The sequence below is a fragment of the Pedobacter sp. MC2016-14 genome, assembly GCF_020991475.1.
Taxonomy (GTDB): domain Bacteria; phylum Bacteroidota; class Bacteroidia; order Sphingobacteriales; family Sphingobacteriaceae; genus Pedobacter.
Genome location: NZ_JAJMPA010000001.1, coordinates 2,937,425 through 2,952,972 on the forward strand (window position 1 = coordinate 2,937,425; position 15,548 = coordinate 2,952,972).

Here is a 15,548-nt window from a genome sequence, read left to right on the forward strand (position 1 = left end):
TTTTAATAAAGGTAATAAATTACCGGCTTATTTTACATCTAACTCAAATGCTTTGAAGTTTGTGGCCAGGATCGCCAGATCAGCATCATTAATTAAGGAGGGGTCTTCGAATTGCATCTTTAAAAAATGGACAGGTACAATTACGCTGCCTGTTCCGGTAAACAATGTAAAAGACTCGTCATGCTGCTTGTTATACTGGTAACGACCAATCCCGGGATTAACCTGGTCGAGTCTAATTACCAGCTCGTGGAAAATAAAGATAGGGAATATCACCCAGCAAAGGTAGCTAAAAATGAATGTATTGTTAAATTATTATTTTGTTAATGTTAAGCATATCGTTAATGTTAATTTAACATGAACAGAAAATCAAAAAGCTGCAGTTAAGTTAGCAGATGAAAAAATTGACTGGCAAAAAAACATGTTTTCGCATTGTGGCGAAAACGTTTACGTAGAATTATTCTGTCATTGAAACCCCAGCTCTCTTAAAATTTGATTAATATTGATCCGATTTTAACTCAAAACCATGGATACAAAACCACATAAATTATTACAAACCTGGAGATGGTACGGCCCTTCAGATCCGGTAAGTTTGCAGGACGTGAAACAGGCGGGGGCAACAGGAATAGTGACCGCACTACACCACGTACCGCATGGAGAAGTCTGGCCTGTAGCAGATATTCTGGAGCGTAAAGCAATTATTGAAGCATCAGGCTTACATTGGGCGGTAGTAGAGAGCGTGCCAGTACACGAAGCCATTAAAACCAAACGTGCGGATGCGGGTACATACATCGAAAACTACAAAACTAGTTTAAGAAACCTTGCACAATGCGGTATTAAAACGGTATGCTATAATTTTATGCCGGTATTGGACTGGACGCGAACGCAGCTGGACCTTGAAATGACTGATGGTTCAAAAGCATTGTACTTTAATTGGATAGACCTGGCTATTTTTGACCTCTATATTCTTCAACGTACAGGTGCCGAAGTAGATTACAGCGCAGCAATCCAACAGGCAGCTAAAGATAAATTCGCAACTTTAACCGAGGATGAGCTTAAAGAACTTCGTGTTAATGTACTAATGGGAATTCCGAACGAAAAGGAGATTGAACTTGAAGTTTTGCGTACCAGTATAGATGAATATAAGGAAATTGGTAAAGATGGTTTGAGAAAGAACTTGAGTTGGTTTTTGTCCTCTATTGCAGATGTATGCGAAGAGGAGGGTATTAAGATGACAATCCACCCTGATGACCCACCTTATGCCATTCTTGGATTGCCAAGAGTAGCCAGTAATAAAGAAGATTTATTGTATATCCTGGAAAGTGTAAATAAACCATTTAACGGAATTTGTTTTTGCACTGGCTCATTGGGCGCTGGTCCATCAAATGATTTGGTAGATATTTTCGAATCTGTTAAAGAGCGCGTAAATTTTCTGCACCTCCGCAACGTAACCAAAGATGAGATGGGCAACTTTTATGAAGCCGATCATTTGGGTGGAGATGTAAATATGTATGAGGTAATGAAAGTGATAGCCGCTGAAAATGCCAAACGTGATCAACCAATTCCATTTAGGCCAGATCACGGACATCAGATGTTGGATGACCTGAATAAAACGACGAATCCGGGTTATTCAGCGATCGGTCGTTTAAGAGGCCTGGCAGAATTGCGGGGTTTAGAGCTCGGCGTTACCGGTAATTATTAAAAATGAAGGAAGATTATCCATGCTGTTAAGTACGGATGATCTTCTCTTTTTCTCCTTCATCTTCTTTACGTTGCCCATTTCCAAGGTCGGTTTTTGGCTCGCTTCCTGTTAAAGATTCATCGTTTATAGGCGTTTTTATACCTGAATTATCCAATTTTTCTCCCGGATTGTCAACTTCAGACAGTTTATTTTGATTTAAGTTTTCCACACCCGGAAGTGCCCCTGCTTCCCTATGAGCGCTTCCACTGTTATATGACGGCTTTGTGGTGTTTTGAGGGTTATTAATATCATATCCTTCATTTACAGGTGTTTGTGTGTCTTTTTTAGGTTCCTTGCTATCCATGTTTTTAAGATTTTGACAGTAAAAGATTTATGATTTTAGAACAACGCTTGTAGGAAATAGTTTTGAATACAAATGTTGATATATTAAAACTTCATTTAGTGCCGTTATAGATTTGTAACAGATGCAATATTTATTAACTTTAAACCCATAAATCAAAATAAATCAAATAAAATGGAAAAATTCGCTAAATTAAAAGAACTTGTTGCTGCTGTAGAAGCAGATGCTACAAAATTTTACGGTTCAGGTAATGGTGCCGCAGGTACCAGGGTACGCAAAGCAATGCAGGATTTAAAAACCCTTGCTCAGGAAATCCGTACAGAAGTAACCGAAAAGAAAAACAGCGGTAAATAGAATGCGAAGAGAGGAGCCTAAGAGCTCCTCTTTTTTTGCAATAACATTTCCATTGCATGTTGCAATGTTCCTGCTTTAAGCACTTCCCCTGAATTTACAAAATAGATCTCATCCGCATTTTCGATCGTGTTTAAACGATGTGCAATAATCACCAGGGTAGTTTCTTTCGGCAGCTTTTTTAAGATCGCACTTAAAAGTTGCTCTGTAATCGTATCAATATTGGCCGTTGCTTCATCAAGAATCAGCAATTCCGGGTTTCTAAGTACTGCCCTCATAAAAGCAATAAGTTGTTTCTGACCCAAACTGATGTTGTCGGCACCCGAGGTCACCGGAGTTTCCAGTCCCTCGTCAAAAATAGCAATCAGCTCCTCCAGGTTGGCCTCTGCAATCACAGCGCCTAATTCTTTGTTGGTGTAAGATTGGTACGCAGTGTTGCCATACAAAATATTTTCACGTACGGTTCCGGTAAATAAAAACGGTTCCTGGAGTATAAAGCCTATTTTCTGACTACGTGCTGCCGCTGTAATGCTCCGCATGTTTTGCCCGTTCAATAAAACTTCCCCTTTAGTAGGGTCATATAACCTTGCAATTAAGGAGGCTGTAGTAGTTTTTCCACCACCAGTAGGACCTATTAAAGCGTAAGTCTTTCCCTTCTCAAATTTAAGGTTAATATCATGCAGTATTTCCTTGTCTTCCGTATAAGAGAAGTGTACGTGCTTAAATTCCAATAAAACCGGAACTTCACCTTTTGTTGCATCGCTCAAAGTAGTGGAATCAGATACAACAAGTGAATGATCAGCCAAATCGTTTTCTAGTGCCAGGATGATTGAAATTCGCTCCCAGGAGGCCATCGCAACCTGAAAACTTGACCACAGTGCAGCCAGTTGTCGCAATGGATTGTAAAAGTTGATGGTGTAAGCAAAATAGCTGACCAGTAATCCGACCGTAAACTGGTGGATTGTAATCAGGTAGATGCCGAAGATAAGTACAATCAGCTGCGCAGCACCAGAGAACAAGCCATATATCGGCACAAATATCGTATTGGACAAACCTGCAGCTATTGCAGTTTTGTAATTAGCTGTATTGGCCTCGTCAAAGCGTTTCCTAAAATAGTCTCTGCGGTTAAAGGCAATGATTACTTTAAAATTATTGAGACTTTCCTGAATTTCAGCACTTAAGCCACCCAGACTTTTAAGATTTAAAGCGTTTTTTCGCTTAACCCAAGGTGACAATACCGCAGTGATGAGCAAGATTAACAGGGCAGGGGATAACGCCGCCGCACCAAGTTCTATATTGATAGAAAGCAGAAAAATACCTGCGCCAAACATCCCAATGATGCTGCCAATAAACTGCATCAGTGACTGCGAAAAGAACTGATTGAGCTTGTCTGTATCGTTATTTACCCTTGAGATTAAATCACCTGCTTTGTTCTGGTTAAAAAATGAAACAGGAAGTTCCTGTAGCTTATTAAAAATGGCATTACGTAGGGTATATAACATCCGCTGGCCTACACCCCCCATCAGTTTAGTTTGCCAGTAACCTGTAGCCAGTGTAACCAGGTACATCATCAATAATAAACCGCTGTATAACAAAACACCATCATATTTTTTGGTATATACATAGTTGTCAATCACATGTCCTACAATCAAAGGGCCTAATAGGAGTAGCACCGAATTAATTAATATCGCAGCCAAAGCCAGCAATAGTACTTTCTTCTCCCCGGAAATTAGCTGTAGCAATTTTTTAAGCCCGGAAAAAGCAGATTTATTTACATTGCTTTCATTGAGGTCATTAAGATTGTAATTCATAGTTGCTGGTGCTCTGTTGTGAAGCGTGGATTTGTACGTATTCTGTACTGCTGCTCATTAATTCCTGGTGTGTACCTTGTGCAATAATTTCTCCCTGCATCAATACAATGATATGGTTGTATTGCTCAATGGCCGAGATTTTTTGCGTCACGGAAAGCAAGGTGATGCCCGGATAGTTAGTGTGTATATTTTCAAGTATTCTTTGCTCAGTATGGTAATCTACCCTTGCTGTAAAATCATCCAATAACAGGATTTTAGGTTCTATAGCAAGTGCACGGGCAAGCATAATTCGCTGCTTTTGTCCGCCAGAAAGGCTAGATCCACGTTCAGAAACCATGGTATCCAATCCTTCAGGAAGTCCTGCTATAAAGTCCTTTAATTCTGCTGTTTCAATAGCTTTTTCTAAAGACTGGTCTGTGGCCGCTTTGCTAAAGGCAATATTTTCACGGATGCTCATGTTAAAGATGATGCTGTCCTGGAATACAAAACCCAATTGACTGTAAAAGGCATCCTGATTGTAATTTTGTAAATCATGGCCATCAAATAGTATCAAGCCATGGCTTGGTTTGGTTAAACCAGTTAGCAGGTACAAGAGTTGGGTTTTACCTGCTGCGGTGGGGCCTATGATGGCCGTTTTAGATCCAGCCCTTAAAGTAAAACTAATGTCTTTGAGTGCCGGCTTTTGTCCAAAGTTTAAGGAAATATTTTCTACAGTCATATTTCCTGTCATTTCACTAAGCTCTCCTTCATCCAGTAGTTCCGGACTATCTAAAACGGAGGCTATTCGCTGATAAGATGCTGTAGCTTGCGCCATTACATTACTCATAAAACCAATAACCAATATGGGGAAGATGAGGATGCTGAGGTAGGAGTTAAAGGCTGCAAATTCCCCCAGCGACATGCTCCCTGTGATCACAAAATGGCCACCAAGCGCTAATATGGTTAAACCAGCAAGGTTGGAGATGAATATGATCACCGGAATTAAACCGGCGAACAGTTTAAGTATGGCCAGGCCCAGGTTTCTTGCCTTGGCATTAGCTGTAATAAACTTATCGTATTCCAATTGCTGAGAATTGATTACGCGAATAATGGCAGATCCCAATATACTTTCGTTAATCACTTTGTTTAGCCAGTCAATCACCTCTCTGCTCTGAACAAATAGCACTTTTACCTTTTTTAAAACCAGATAAAATGTAATGCCAATGATGGGGATAATGGTGATGATGCATAAACCTAATTTCCAGTTGATGTTTAGCAGCAATATACTGGCGCCTACAATCAGAAAAATGGAAGAGGTAATGGAAACTATGGCTTGCGATACAAAGAGCTTAATGGAATCGGCATCTGCAGTTAAGTTGGTTAGTAGCTTTGATGGGTTCAGGGATTCAACCATTGCATGGCTTTGCCTGGAAATCTGATGCGCTAACCTACTGCGTAAATCTCGTGCCACACGTTCTGAAGCATAGGTTTGAACAATGCTTTGAAGATAAGTAAAGATGAAGATGAGTCCTATAGCAATACCAAAATGTAAGGCTATTTCATTGCTGTTGAAGCTGCCTTTGGTGTAAGTGTCAATGCCTCTGGCAATGAGTTTCGGGAGTAATAAGTTAATTCCGTTACTCAATAAGGCAAATAGGACAAGTAAAGATATTAATCCCTTATAGGGCTTTAGAAGGGTGAAAATCCCGGGCTTTTTTGCTTTTTTATCTTTTTCCATGTTACCGCTGTTCAACCAGATTTCAAAATTAACATAGTTTTCACTAAGTTATACTGGTAGACGGTAATTTAGTTGATGGTCCTGTTTTGGTTAAACCAGAATTCATGCATTGACCTTATACAAGTAACCAGGTTGTTGTAACCAGAAGGTTTCGTGATATAGGCGTTTGCACCGAATTCATAAGAGGCCTTAACATCCGTTGGATCATCAGAAGTAGAAAATAGGATAACTGGTGTAAAACGTAAGTAGGGGATTTCCTTGATTCTTTTCAGGATATCAAGCCCAGAAAGTCCGGGAAGATTAAGGTCCAGTAAAATAAGTTTAGGTTTGTTTTTGTTCTCTACAAACTTCTCCAGGCTCCTGATTGCATCCCTTCCATCTTCTACTACGCTTAAGGTCAAATCTTCTCTAACTTCCTTCATTGCATGTTCCAGGATAAAAGCAAAATCCTGGTCATCTTCTACATAAAATATATCCGGCGAAATCATAGTCTTATTTTTTAAATGCTATATAAAATATTGTACCTGTTCCCAACTCACTCTCGAACCAAATGCGTCCGTTATGCTTCTCAATGATACGTTTAACAATAGCCAAGCCGACTCCTGTTCCCTCGTAATCTTTCACATTTTCCATGCGTTTAAACAATTCAAACACCTTGTCGTGATAGTTTACATCAATACCAATGCCATTATCTTTAACCGCATAAATAATTTCATCTTCATCTGCCTTACCTTCAATAGAAATTTGGGGCAAAGTAGATTTTGAGGCATATTTTACGGCATTGCCAATGATGTTGTTAAACACCTGAGAAATCATCGTTTGGTCTCCCTGTAAGTCTGGGCATTCCCCAATAATGATTTTGGCATTTTCTGCCTTATAAGCAGAAACAACTTCCCGGGTAATGTCTTTAATCAATTTACCCATTGTAATGCTAACAAAGTCCACTTCAGAACGGCCTACTCTTGCCAGTTTCAAAATTTCATTGATCAGAAAATTCATTCTGTCTGCACCATTAATTACACGATCGAGTAATTTTTTGCCCTTTTCATCTATAGATTTGTTCTGGGCCAAAAATAATTCTGTGTAACTTTTTATAGAGGTTAATGGTGTTCTTAAATCATGTGATATCGTGTAGCTAAAAGTATCCAGCTCTTCATAGGCTAATTTTAAACGTTCATTGAGGATTCTGATCTCACTGGCTTTTTTATTGATGGTGCTGATGATTTTTTCCCTGAGCTTCAAGATTCCTGTAAATTCTTCCTTTGTCCAGCGGATAGAAGTATTTCTCACCTGTTCTGCCCAACTTTCAAAAGAGTTACGGGGACTAAGGATTAAGAGGCCATCTTCGCCTTTTTCTGTTGGTTTTTCTGGATTACCTGCCCATTGTATGGTTTGAATCTGTTCTGGTTTAAACCATACAATTAATTCTGAAAGGTCTCTGCTCAACATGCAAACCATTATTCCACTTGCTATGTTTGCATAATCTCTGGCTGGCTTAAACACTTCGGGTAATTGATGAGTGTGGTATACCGATTCCTGCATGGTATCTTTAAGCCAGTTAAAAAGCGGTATCAACTGCTCCTTTGCCGGGGTTTTTCCAAGAGTTTCAAACCGGCCTTCAAATAAAATGGCCACACCTTCGGCGCTGGTTACGTCCAATAAGGACAGTTTATGGTTGGTTAACGCAGAAACCAAATCGGCATCTTTTTCCAGATACCCTGAAATTTCCTGGATGGCCTCTTTAAGGTTATTGCTTTTTTCTGTGTCTTCTTCCCCCTGTCTGTATTCTAATGCAGAAGATAATATCTGTCCAATTAACTTGGCGCCTTCTCTGGCTTTATAATCTATAAATTTAGGACCGTAATTGTGACAGGCCACCAATCCCCAAAGTTCTCCATGTGCAATTAAAGAAATACTGAAACTGCTGGCTACACCCATATTTTTCAGGTACTGGATGTGTATGGGCGATACGGCCCGTAGACTGGAATGGGTTAAATCCAGCGGCGTATTGGTATAGGTTGAAATTGCCGCACTGTTGGTATTTACGTCGGCAATGATCCTGGTAAAATTTAATTTATACAATTCCCTTGCTTGTTTGGGGATGTCTGTTGCCGGGTAGTGAAGTCCAAAAAAAGGTTCCAATTCTTCATTTTTTACCTCTGCTACTACCTCTCCATGCCCATCTTCAGCAAAGCGGTAAATCATTACCCTGTCGTATTCAATCAAGTTTTTGACTTCATGGGCAGAATGGCTCAATAAACCATCGAGATTTTTGCTGGCCAGGATTTCGGAGATGGATTTGCCGATCAGGTGTTGAATGTCAAATTCTAACGTGGCCGGTTCAAATTCTAGGATATACGCTGAATTACTTTGGTGGATAATCAGGTAAAATAGCTCCTCGTTAATCTTTAATTTATAGGGGTTGATAACCTCAAATGTCTGCTGACTTTTTCCAAGTTTAAGCAGCTGAGCAAAATCCAGTTCATCTTTAAAAGCGGGAATGTTTTTATTTAAATCAGCAATCGGTAAATCCAATAGTTGTTTTGCATCCACCGAGAGGTAATCTTCAATGTTTTCGCTAACATAAGATACGTTCAGGTTATCGGCATGTACGGCGATGAGAAAGCCGTGAGACTGAATTTTTCCTGGAACGTGTATGGGTTCACGGTCGCAATTGGTAAGGTCAACATTGTATTCATTCATAGGGTATGTAGGATCTATCGCTCTTTGTGCGCAAAAATATTAGAATTTAGTTAATTTAAACAAATACCGAACCAAATCCTTAGCACCGCTAGGGTTGAGGATAATTTGTAGACGATGTTGCTTAATTTTTTAAATTAATTGGAGGCTGATATAAAGCTTGTTGAGCTTTAAATGCACTATTAATTTAAAATAGATTTGCGCATGTAGCGTATTACTCCTATCTTTGGCGCTCCGAAGGGAAATGCATCCATAGCTCAGCTGGATAGAGCACCGGTTTTCTAAACCGTAGGTCATAGGTTCGAATCCTATTGGGTGTACATCAAAAGCCTTTAACTTTATTGTTAAGGGCTTTTTGTTTTCGGAGCGCTTACATATCAATCATTTAAGCTCCGTATATAAATATGAAATTAGCCAATCTAGTCAAACAGATGATGACGTATATCAAACACATCCCGGTGCTAATATTTTTATTACTTACTGCTGCTCCTGGTCAAGCCCAGTCGCCCTCCACACCACAGGCGGAAAAGCTTTTTAAAGGGATATGGGTGGATAAGAAAACGACCAGGCACCTGGAAATATCTTTTGAGAATGGTTATGCTACCATTATAGACTGGACCAGTAAATTACAAAAGCGGGAAAGCGGCGATATCTACAAGGCATTTCTCAGAAATGGAAAACTCGTCATGCCAGAAGACACCGAGTTCCATGCGCCCTATAGTGAAATCATCTCAAAAAACAACACACTGATCTACCTGACAAAGCCCATCATCACCAAAAAAACATCCCGTTGGGATAAGCAGATTTTTACCAGATCCAGTAAACTATAGCTGGAGAAACCCGGAGTGTAAAAACTCTAAGATGGATCCAGGTAAGCAGCGAGAAAAGGCGCCGTACGGGTGTTGCCAGATGTAAGGAACTGCCGGGGGGCCGTACTGCATACCACTTTGCCGCCCTTTGCTCCAGCCGAGGGGCCGATTTCCATAATCCAGTCGCTGGCGGCGATCACAGAAAGGTCATGCTCTACCAGAATAACGGTATTGCCTTGGTCTACCAGGTAATTGAGCTGAACCATCAGTTTCTCTACGTCGGCCGGATGCAGGCCAGTGGTAGGTTCGTCCATAATGTAAAGCGTTTTACCCTGCTGGTTGCGCTGAAGCTCCGTAGCCAGTTTAATGCGCTGCGCTTCACCACCAGAAAGTTCGGTAGCAGGCTGTCCCAGCTTTAAATAGCCCAATCCGACCTGCCTGACAATATTCAGCCCGCGTGCAAGTGTGGCATCTTCGCTGAAAAAGTCCCATGCCTGGTCTACATTCATCTGAAGGACTTCGGCAATGTTTTTATCGTTATATTCAATTTCCAGGGTTTCTTCATTATACCGTGTTCCCTTACAGACCGGACAGGGACTGTACACGCTTGGTAAAAATAGCAATTCTACCATAACAAAGCCTTCCCCCTGACAATGTGGACAGCGGCCTTTCGAAACGTTAAAACTAAAACGACCTGCATCGTATTTCCGCTTCCGGGCTGCTGGCGTAGTTGCAAAGAGTTTTCGTATGGGATCGAACAGACCGGTATAGGTCGCTAAATTAGATCGTGGTGTCCTGCCTATCGGCTTTTGATCCACTTGAACCAGTCTTTTGATCTGATTAACCCCTTCGGTGATTTTTCCTTCCATCTGTCCCGGCTGCTCCTGCAATAGATCAGCGCTGCTTTCATCGGGTGTATCAGCAGATTTTTGTCCTATTGCTGCCGAAACCAATGTCACCAGTACCTGGCTGACCAATGTGCTTTTACCGGAACCGGAGATACCGGTTACACTGGTCAAAACACCAAGTGGAAATTCTACACTCAGGTTCTTGAGGTTATTGCGGTTCAGACCTTCCAGCTTTAGCCATGCTGAAGGCGCACGTGGATGTTCATTAATAGTATTTTTTTGATGGTAGATATAGTCTTTAGTTTGGGAATTTTTGATGTATTTGAGCCCCTCAGGCTTACCGCTGTACAGGATTTGTCCGCCATTTTCGCCCGCACCAGGGCCCACATCTACAATCCACTCAGCGTGACGGATCACGTCAATTTCATGTTCCACCAAAAATAGTGAGTTGCCAGCAGCCTTAAGTTTATCAAGCGCTCTCAATAAAGCCTGGGTATCCGCGGGGTGCAATCCGGCGGATGGTTCATCCAGGACATAAACAACCCCGAATAAATTAGACCGGATCTGCGTAGCCAGCCGCAGACGCTGAAGTTCACCCGGAGAAAGGCTGGGTGTACTTCTATCAAGGCTCAGGTAGCCCAAACCGAGATCAAGTATGGTCTCCAGTCTAGATACCAGGTCTTCAGCGATGCGCTGGGTCACCATGCCTTTCTCCGGATGCGCAGCTTCTTTAGTTTTATTAAACTCATTATCGGCTCTGGCATGCCTCTGGAATACAGCATGTAACTCGTCCAGAGACAAAGCGTGCATCTGGCTGATGTCTTTACCATCGAATTTTACACTTAGTGATTGTTTCCGGAGCTTTTTGCCCTGGCACAGCGGGCAGAGCGCACTGAGCATAAACTGGCTCACTCGTTTTTTCATAAGCTGGCTCTGGCTATCGGCAAAGGTTTGCATAACGTATTTTTTTGCGCCGGTAAATGTACCCATGTAGTCTGGCTGCATTTTATTTGCAATGGCCTTTCTCACCTGTTCGGCGGTAAAACGAGGATATACCGGGACTACGGGTTGTTCGTCGGTAAATAAGATCCAGTCCCGGTCTTTTTTAGGTAGTTTTCTCCATGGTGTATCCACTTCATAGCCTAGGGTAATCAGAATATCCCGGAGATTTTGTCCCTGCCAGGCTGTAGGCCATGCCGCAATTGCCCTTTCCCTGATCGTCAGGGAATCATCGGGAACCATTGATTTTTCTGTTACTTCGTATACCCGGCCAATACCGTGGCACTGCGGGCATGCACCTTCAGGAGTGTTTGCAGAAAAACCCTCCGCATAGATGATCTCCTGGCCTTCTGGATAATCTCCTGCCCTCGAGTACAGCATTCGCAACAGGTTAGACAAAGTAGTCACACTTCCAACCGATGACCTGGAATTGGATGCGCCCCGCTGCTGCTGGAGGGCAATCGCAGGTGGCAGACCTTCAACTTCGTCTACCTCCGGAATGGCCATCTGATTGAACAGACGACGGGCGTAAGGGGAAACGGATTCAAGGTATCTCCGCTGTGCCTCGGCATATAGCGTCCCAAAGGCCAGTGAAGATTTACCGGAGCCTGATACACCGGTAAAAACTACAAAAGCATCCCTTGGGATGCTTAAACTTACATTTTTCAGGTTATGTTCTCTGGCACCTTTTACAATTACAAAACCTTTGTTTTCCATACTATGCATCCTTGATTTTGATTAGAATTGTTGCAATCCCAGAATAACCACAAAACTTATCTTTGATTATTTGACTTGTCATGCTTTGTCATCAACAATGTTTCGCCACAGTTGTTTAGCTGAATGATCTGTTGAAGGGCATGGAGCCTTCATCCATTAATATTGAGATATATGAAACAAGAAAAACACACAGGCGCTTTGATTGTAGATTTATCAGCAGCAATTCTAACAGTTGCAACCCAGCGGGGTGCTGAAAAAAGTACTTGCCCCTCTGAAATTGCCCGCATGTTATTTCCTAATGACTGGCGAAAACATATGACGGAGGTGGTTCATGCTGCTTTAGCCCTACATCAACAAAATAAGGTAAGCATCACCCAAAAGGGAAAGGTCATAGATGTAAAGCATATTAAGGAACCTATCCGTATAAAGATTGTTTAGTGGCGATGCTTACTTTTTTGAGTAGGATTTCTAAAAAAAAACTATAAACCTTTAAAGTTGTTAAAATAGTAAGGCATGTCCAATAATTGTCGCTAAATACCAGTTTTCAAATTTCATTAACATTCAACTTCAAAATATGCGCATTTTAATTATACTTTTGGTTTTCGGCTTAACATCCCAGACATTTGCACAAACAGGGAAACTTTTCAAGGGAACCTTAAACAATTCGATTAAAATCAGTCTCTATTTACAAGGGCTGGAGGAAGGCACAAATGCTGATCCGATTATTGGTGCCTATAAATATGACGGTCAAAAGGGATACCTGTTATTAAACGGATATAGAAATAAGGACGGCAATATTGTTTTAGTTGAGCAGGCCACACCAAATTTCTCGGGTATTTTTTTCGGAATAGTATCCGGCAGCCAGGTTTCGGGCAAGTGGACCAGCGCTAATCAACAGGTTAGCTATCCATTTAAAATTGAAGCCATAACCGCTAACAAAGAACAGCTGATACAATTTCAAGGTGCCATTGCAGCTAAAGCGAATGAATTTAGAAACTATTAGCTAACGATTATATCTTATGAGCCAAGTTTATGTCAACGTACAAGCCGTGTAAAATTACTTTATTTTTTGTCCTGAGTTTATTTGGTATTCTTTTCTTTATGACTTCAACATCCGCACAGCAACAAAATCCGAAAGATTCCAGGTATAAAAAATATGCTGGTCGTTATGGTAACAGTTCAGGTATTGTGCTTTTTGAAGACGGTACTTATCTATTGTATGGATATGCTACCTTGGTTTTTGGTACCTATCGTTTCGAAAAAGACCAACTGCTTTTCTCTGCTGATCGTCAGGAACTGTTTGAGGTTTTTGCGCACCATAACCCTTCTCTAAAAACAGGTGCCAGAATTAACTTCATTGGTTTTGAGCGTGGAAGTAAAACATATGCACAGCTAGCCAATGACAGCATAAGGCCTGTGTTTAATGAAAACGCCAACTGTTTTGATGCTCCCTTTGTATACCTTAAATCTGGAAAACTAGCCGAATTTACATTAGCTGCTCTTCCCCCTGAATTCCACAGGTCAACTTCTTCAGTCAACACTTCTTTTTCTTACGTAAATAACGCAGGTTATAACGACTTTATCTTTGTGCATAATGCCACCAAAAGAGAGTATGAAGACTTTGTGGCCATCATTGTTGCTACTGAAAAAGGAGAAGTCATCAAACTCTCCAACTATGGGGGTGAAAAGGGCTATCTTAAGCAAAAACAAGATAAGGGAGAGCAGCAGTGGAAGGAAGTCCTGGATCTGAAAAGCCAGTATGAACAGGAAAAAAGGTTTAATAAGGATGTTATTTATGCAAATCAGCATTATAACACTTTTCCTAAACCAGAAACAGCCAGGTATGTGTATGATAAAAAAGAAAATCTTTACACTGCGTTGGAAGCAAAGGAAAACAAGAGTCGCTACATGCAAGACCAATACAATGACCCAAGCTACTTGCGTCAATACCAGAAGTTGGCCCCAAAGTCAAAGAGCGAATTCAAAATTGATGTTACACATCTGGCTAAAAGCCTATTTTTCACGGTATGCGGTGAAGGAGCAGAGCTATCCTACAAGTACAATGGCTTTATCGAATATAAAATTCAACATGAGCAAATACCTGTTGTTTTACCACCAGTAAAACCTTAAAGTCGCCAGTAATAGAGACATAAAATTCAATAAGCATGCATCACCGTTTAAGACATTTATTGTCGCCGCTTTTCATCTGTTGCCTTGCGTTGTTAATCCTTAACGACTTTTTGCTTAAAGCAACATTTCATAATATGCTTACCGGGAAACTTTCCGATTTCTGCGGATTGTTTATTTTTCCGATTTTCTGGTCAGCGGTCTTTCCTCGTCAAAAAATATGGGTCTTTGTCTTTACCGGACTACTATTTGTCTGGTGGAAAAGCGAATACGCGTCAGGATTTATTGAACAGGTAAATACCATCTTTAGCATTCAGCGGACTGTGGATGCAACCGATCTGATAGCCTTATCGATGTTACTGCTGGGCTGGTTCTATATAAAAACCAATCCGAAGGTAGTAATTGTTGTAAACTCTTTATTAACACGCTTAAGCGCTTTGTTTATCGGGGCTGTTGCTATTTTTTCATTCTGTGCCACTACTCAGCAAAGGTATATCCAATCATTTGATCAGCCGCAGTATGTGCTGTTGTGCAGTACTGTATTACCAGATCCCAGCCTATATGAAGGGTTTGAATTTTACAAAAAAGATTCGTTGCTCGTTGTTGAAGTCAATCAAATGTTTATCGCAAAGCCAGTCATGGCTGATGATTATAATAAGAACCGCTCCGTTAAAGATCTTGATGAAGCTATCCGAGAGCAGATCTCAGACAGCACAAGCCTGATTCCCCCTGGCAAAGTGACAAATCTTGCCATCAATACGGCTTGGGGTACCGATGCTTTAAGGTTTAATGGCGGGCGTTTGGATGGCAGGTTCAGCAGAACAAAAAATAGTCAGCTAATTATAGAGGGATTTTACAAAATGGGACTGGAAGACTCCACCTGGACCACCAGGGACAGCAGTGGTACAAAAGTATTGATACAAACATTTGTCAATGGAGAACGAACCAGCGTTAAGCAGTATAGCCGCGGCAAGCTTGTTTCTTCAGGTAGCGTCAATACGCGCGCTGATACGATCCGAATTAAATATATCCAGATTGGAATTCTTGTTTTGCTTGTAGCTGTTACCATTTTATTGTTAATTCGTAATTTCCGCAGTACATTTCCCGAACAGCTCAAGCTTAAACAGGTTTGGAAATGGTTGCTTTGCTTCATTTCGCCAATTTTTGTTTGGCTTATACATTTTGGCATCCGGATACTGCTCATGGATTATAATCAGGATTTTTTTGTAACGCTGGCTACAATTGTTTTTATCTTCATGGTAACCTGCCCGCTGATGTCTATTGTTGTATTCTGGATCAATCTGAGAAAAGAGACAGATATCCTTTTGTATTGTCTGTTATTTGGATTGATATATAGTATCTGGACCAGCTGCGGCACACTTATCGCACTGCATAATTAGCCTTTTTTATTACCAATTTAACACGGCACA

General features: G+C 41.0%; 14 protein-coding genes and 1 tRNA gene. 8 read left to right on the forward strand and 7 right to left on the reverse strand.

Annotated features, from left to right (window positions below):
* Positions 1-27 precede the first annotated feature (27 nt).
* Positions 28-273, reverse strand: a complete 246-nt coding sequence (locus tag LPB86_RS12155; RefSeq protein ID WP_230644149.1) for a hypothetical protein — start codon at positions 271-273, stop codon at positions 28-30.
* 250 nt (positions 274-523) lie between these two features.
* Between LPB86_RS12155 and uxuA the strand changes: the two genes are divergently transcribed.
* The gene (gene uxuA / locus LPB86_RS12160; RefSeq protein ID WP_230644151.1) at positions 524-1,699 is read left to right on the forward strand and encodes a mannonate dehydratase; all 1,176 of its coding nucleotides are present in this window, start codon (positions 524-526) and stop codon (positions 1,697-1,699) included.
* Between the two features lie 25 nt (positions 1,700-1,724).
* Here uxuA and LPB86_RS12165 read toward each other — a convergent pair whose 3' ends face one another.
* Positions 1,725-2,042 carry a hypothetical protein gene (locus LPB86_RS12165; protein ID WP_230644153.1) on the reverse strand — a complete coding sequence of 106 codons (318 nt, stop codon included), beginning with the start codon at positions 2,040-2,042 and terminating at the stop codon, positions 1,725-1,727.
* A 171-nt stretch (positions 2,043-2,213) separates the two neighbouring features.
* Here LPB86_RS12165 and LPB86_RS12170 point away from each other — a divergent pair, with 171 nt between their 5' ends.
* Entirely contained in the window at positions 2,214-2,393 is a 180-nt protein-coding gene (locus tag LPB86_RS12170; protein ID WP_230644155.1) for a histone H1, read from the forward strand.
* Between the two features lie 17 nt (positions 2,394-2,410).
* Here the strand turns inward: LPB86_RS12170 and LPB86_RS12175 are convergent, their stop codons facing one another.
* The 4 genes from LPB86_RS12175 to LPB86_RS12190 all read right to left on the reverse strand — a co-directional run bounded on the left by LPB86_RS12175 (position 2,411) and on the right by LPB86_RS12190 (position 8,621).
* On the reverse strand, positions 2,411-4,201 hold the full coding sequence (locus tag LPB86_RS12175) for an ABC transporter ATP-binding protein (protein WP_230644157.1): 1,791 nt from the start codon (positions 4,199-4,201) through the stop codon (positions 2,411-2,413).
* Positions 4,185-5,918 carry an ABC transporter ATP-binding protein gene (locus LPB86_RS12180; RefSeq protein WP_230644159.1) on the reverse strand — a complete coding sequence of 578 codons (1,734 nt, stop codon included), beginning with the start codon at positions 5,916-5,918 and terminating at the stop codon, positions 4,185-4,187. Before LPB86_RS12180 ends, LPB86_RS12175 begins: the two co-directional genes overlap by 17 nt.
* A gap of 68 nt (positions 5,919-5,986) precedes the next feature.
* Complete coding sequence (locus LPB86_RS12185; RefSeq protein WP_230644161.1) at positions 5,987-6,406, reverse strand: response regulator; 420 nt, start codon at positions 6,404-6,406, stop codon at positions 5,987-5,989.
* Positions 6,407-6,410: 4 nt separating this feature from the next.
* Entirely contained in the window at positions 6,411-8,621 is a 2,211-nt protein-coding gene (locus tag LPB86_RS12190) for an ATP-binding protein (protein ID WP_230644163.1), read from the reverse strand.
* A gap of 243 nt (positions 8,622-8,864) precedes the next feature.
* Between LPB86_RS12190 and LPB86_RS12195 the strand changes: the two genes are divergently transcribed.
* Both LPB86_RS12195 and LPB86_RS12200 read left to right on the forward strand, forming a co-directional pair.
* Positions 8,865-8,938: transfer RNA gene (locus LPB86_RS12195), tRNA-Arg, on the forward strand.
* 111 nt (positions 8,939-9,049) lie between these two features.
* A complete protein-coding gene (locus LPB86_RS12200; protein WP_230644165.1) occupies positions 9,050-9,448 on the forward strand; it encodes a hypothetical protein in 399 nt (132 codons plus the stop codon).
* A gap of 26 nt (positions 9,449-9,474) precedes the next feature.
* On the opposite strand, the gene uvrA is transcribed toward LPB86_RS12200, so the two are convergent.
* On the reverse strand, positions 9,475-12,000 hold the full coding sequence (gene uvrA, locus LPB86_RS12205; protein WP_370632809.1) for an excinuclease ABC subunit UvrA: 2,526 nt from the start codon (positions 11,998-12,000) through the stop codon (positions 9,475-9,477).
* A gap of 162 nt (positions 12,001-12,162) precedes the next feature.
* On the opposite strand from uvrA, the gene LPB86_RS12210 reads away from it, so the two are divergent.
* From LPB86_RS12210 to LPB86_RS12225, 4 genes are all read left to right on the forward strand, one after another.
* The gene (locus LPB86_RS12210; protein WP_230644169.1) at positions 12,163-12,429 is read left to right on the forward strand and encodes a DUF3253 domain-containing protein; all 267 of its coding nucleotides are present in this window, start codon (positions 12,163-12,165) and stop codon (positions 12,427-12,429) included.
* 136 nt (positions 12,430-12,565) lie between these two features.
* On the forward strand, positions 12,566-12,994 hold the full coding sequence (locus LPB86_RS12215; protein ID WP_230644171.1) for a hypothetical protein: 429 nt from the start codon (positions 12,566-12,568) through the stop codon (positions 12,992-12,994).
* 98 nt (positions 12,995-13,092) lie between these two features.
* Entirely contained in the window at positions 13,093-14,121 is a 1,029-nt protein-coding gene (locus tag LPB86_RS12220) for a preprotein translocase subunit SecD (RefSeq protein ID WP_230644173.1), read from the forward strand.
* Between the two features lie 35 nt (positions 14,122-14,156).
* Positions 14,157-15,518, forward strand: a complete 1,362-nt coding sequence (locus LPB86_RS12225) for a hypothetical protein (protein ID WP_230644175.1) — start codon at positions 14,157-14,159, stop codon at positions 15,516-15,518.
* Positions 15,519-15,548 lie beyond the last annotated feature (30 nt).

Bases quoted from the DNA above. Each gene is read 5' to 3' on its own strand.
- uxuA (WP_230644151.1), top strand. From the start codon at position 524: ATGGATACAAAACCACATAAATTATTACAAACCTGGAGATGGTACGGC.
- LPB86_RS12165 (WP_230644153.1), bottom strand. From the start codon at position 2,042: ATGGATAGCAAGGAACCTAAAAAAGACACACAAACACCTGTAAATGAA.
- LPB86_RS12170 (WP_230644155.1), top strand. From the start codon at position 2,214: ATGGAAAAATTCGCTAAATTAAAAGAACTTGTTGCTGCTGTAGAAGCA.
- LPB86_RS12175 (WP_230644157.1), bottom strand. From the start codon at position 4,201: ATGAATTACAATCTTAATGACCTCAATGAAAGCAATGTAAATAAATCT.
- LPB86_RS12180 (WP_230644159.1), bottom strand. From the start codon at position 5,918: ATGGAAAAAGATAAAAAAGCAAAAAAGCCCGGGATTTTCACCCTTCTA.
- LPB86_RS12185 (WP_230644161.1), bottom strand. From the start codon at position 6,406: ATGATTTCGCCGGATATATTTTATGTAGAAGATGACCAGGATTTTGCT.
- LPB86_RS12190 (WP_230644163.1), bottom strand. From the start codon at position 8,621: ATGAATGAATACAATGTTGACCTTACCAATTGCGACCGTGAACCCATA.
- LPB86_RS12200 (WP_230644165.1), top strand. From the start codon at position 9,050: ATGATGACGTATATCAAACACATCCCGGTGCTAATATTTTTATTACTT.
- uvrA (WP_370632809.1), bottom strand. From the start codon at position 12,000: ATGCATAGTATGGAAAACAAAGGTTTTGTAATTGTAAAAGGTGCCAGA.
- LPB86_RS12210 (WP_230644169.1), top strand. From the start codon at position 12,163: ATGAAACAAGAAAAACACACAGGCGCTTTGATTGTAGATTTATCAGCA.
- LPB86_RS12215 (WP_230644171.1), top strand. From the start codon at position 12,566: ATGCGCATTTTAATTATACTTTTGGTTTTCGGCTTAACATCCCAGACA.
- LPB86_RS12220 (WP_230644173.1), top strand. From the start codon at position 13,093: ATGACTTCAACATCCGCACAGCAACAAAATCCGAAAGATTCCAGGTAT.
- LPB86_RS12225 (WP_230644175.1), top strand. From the start codon at position 14,157: ATGCATCACCGTTTAAGACATTTATTGTCGCCGCTTTTCATCTGTTGC.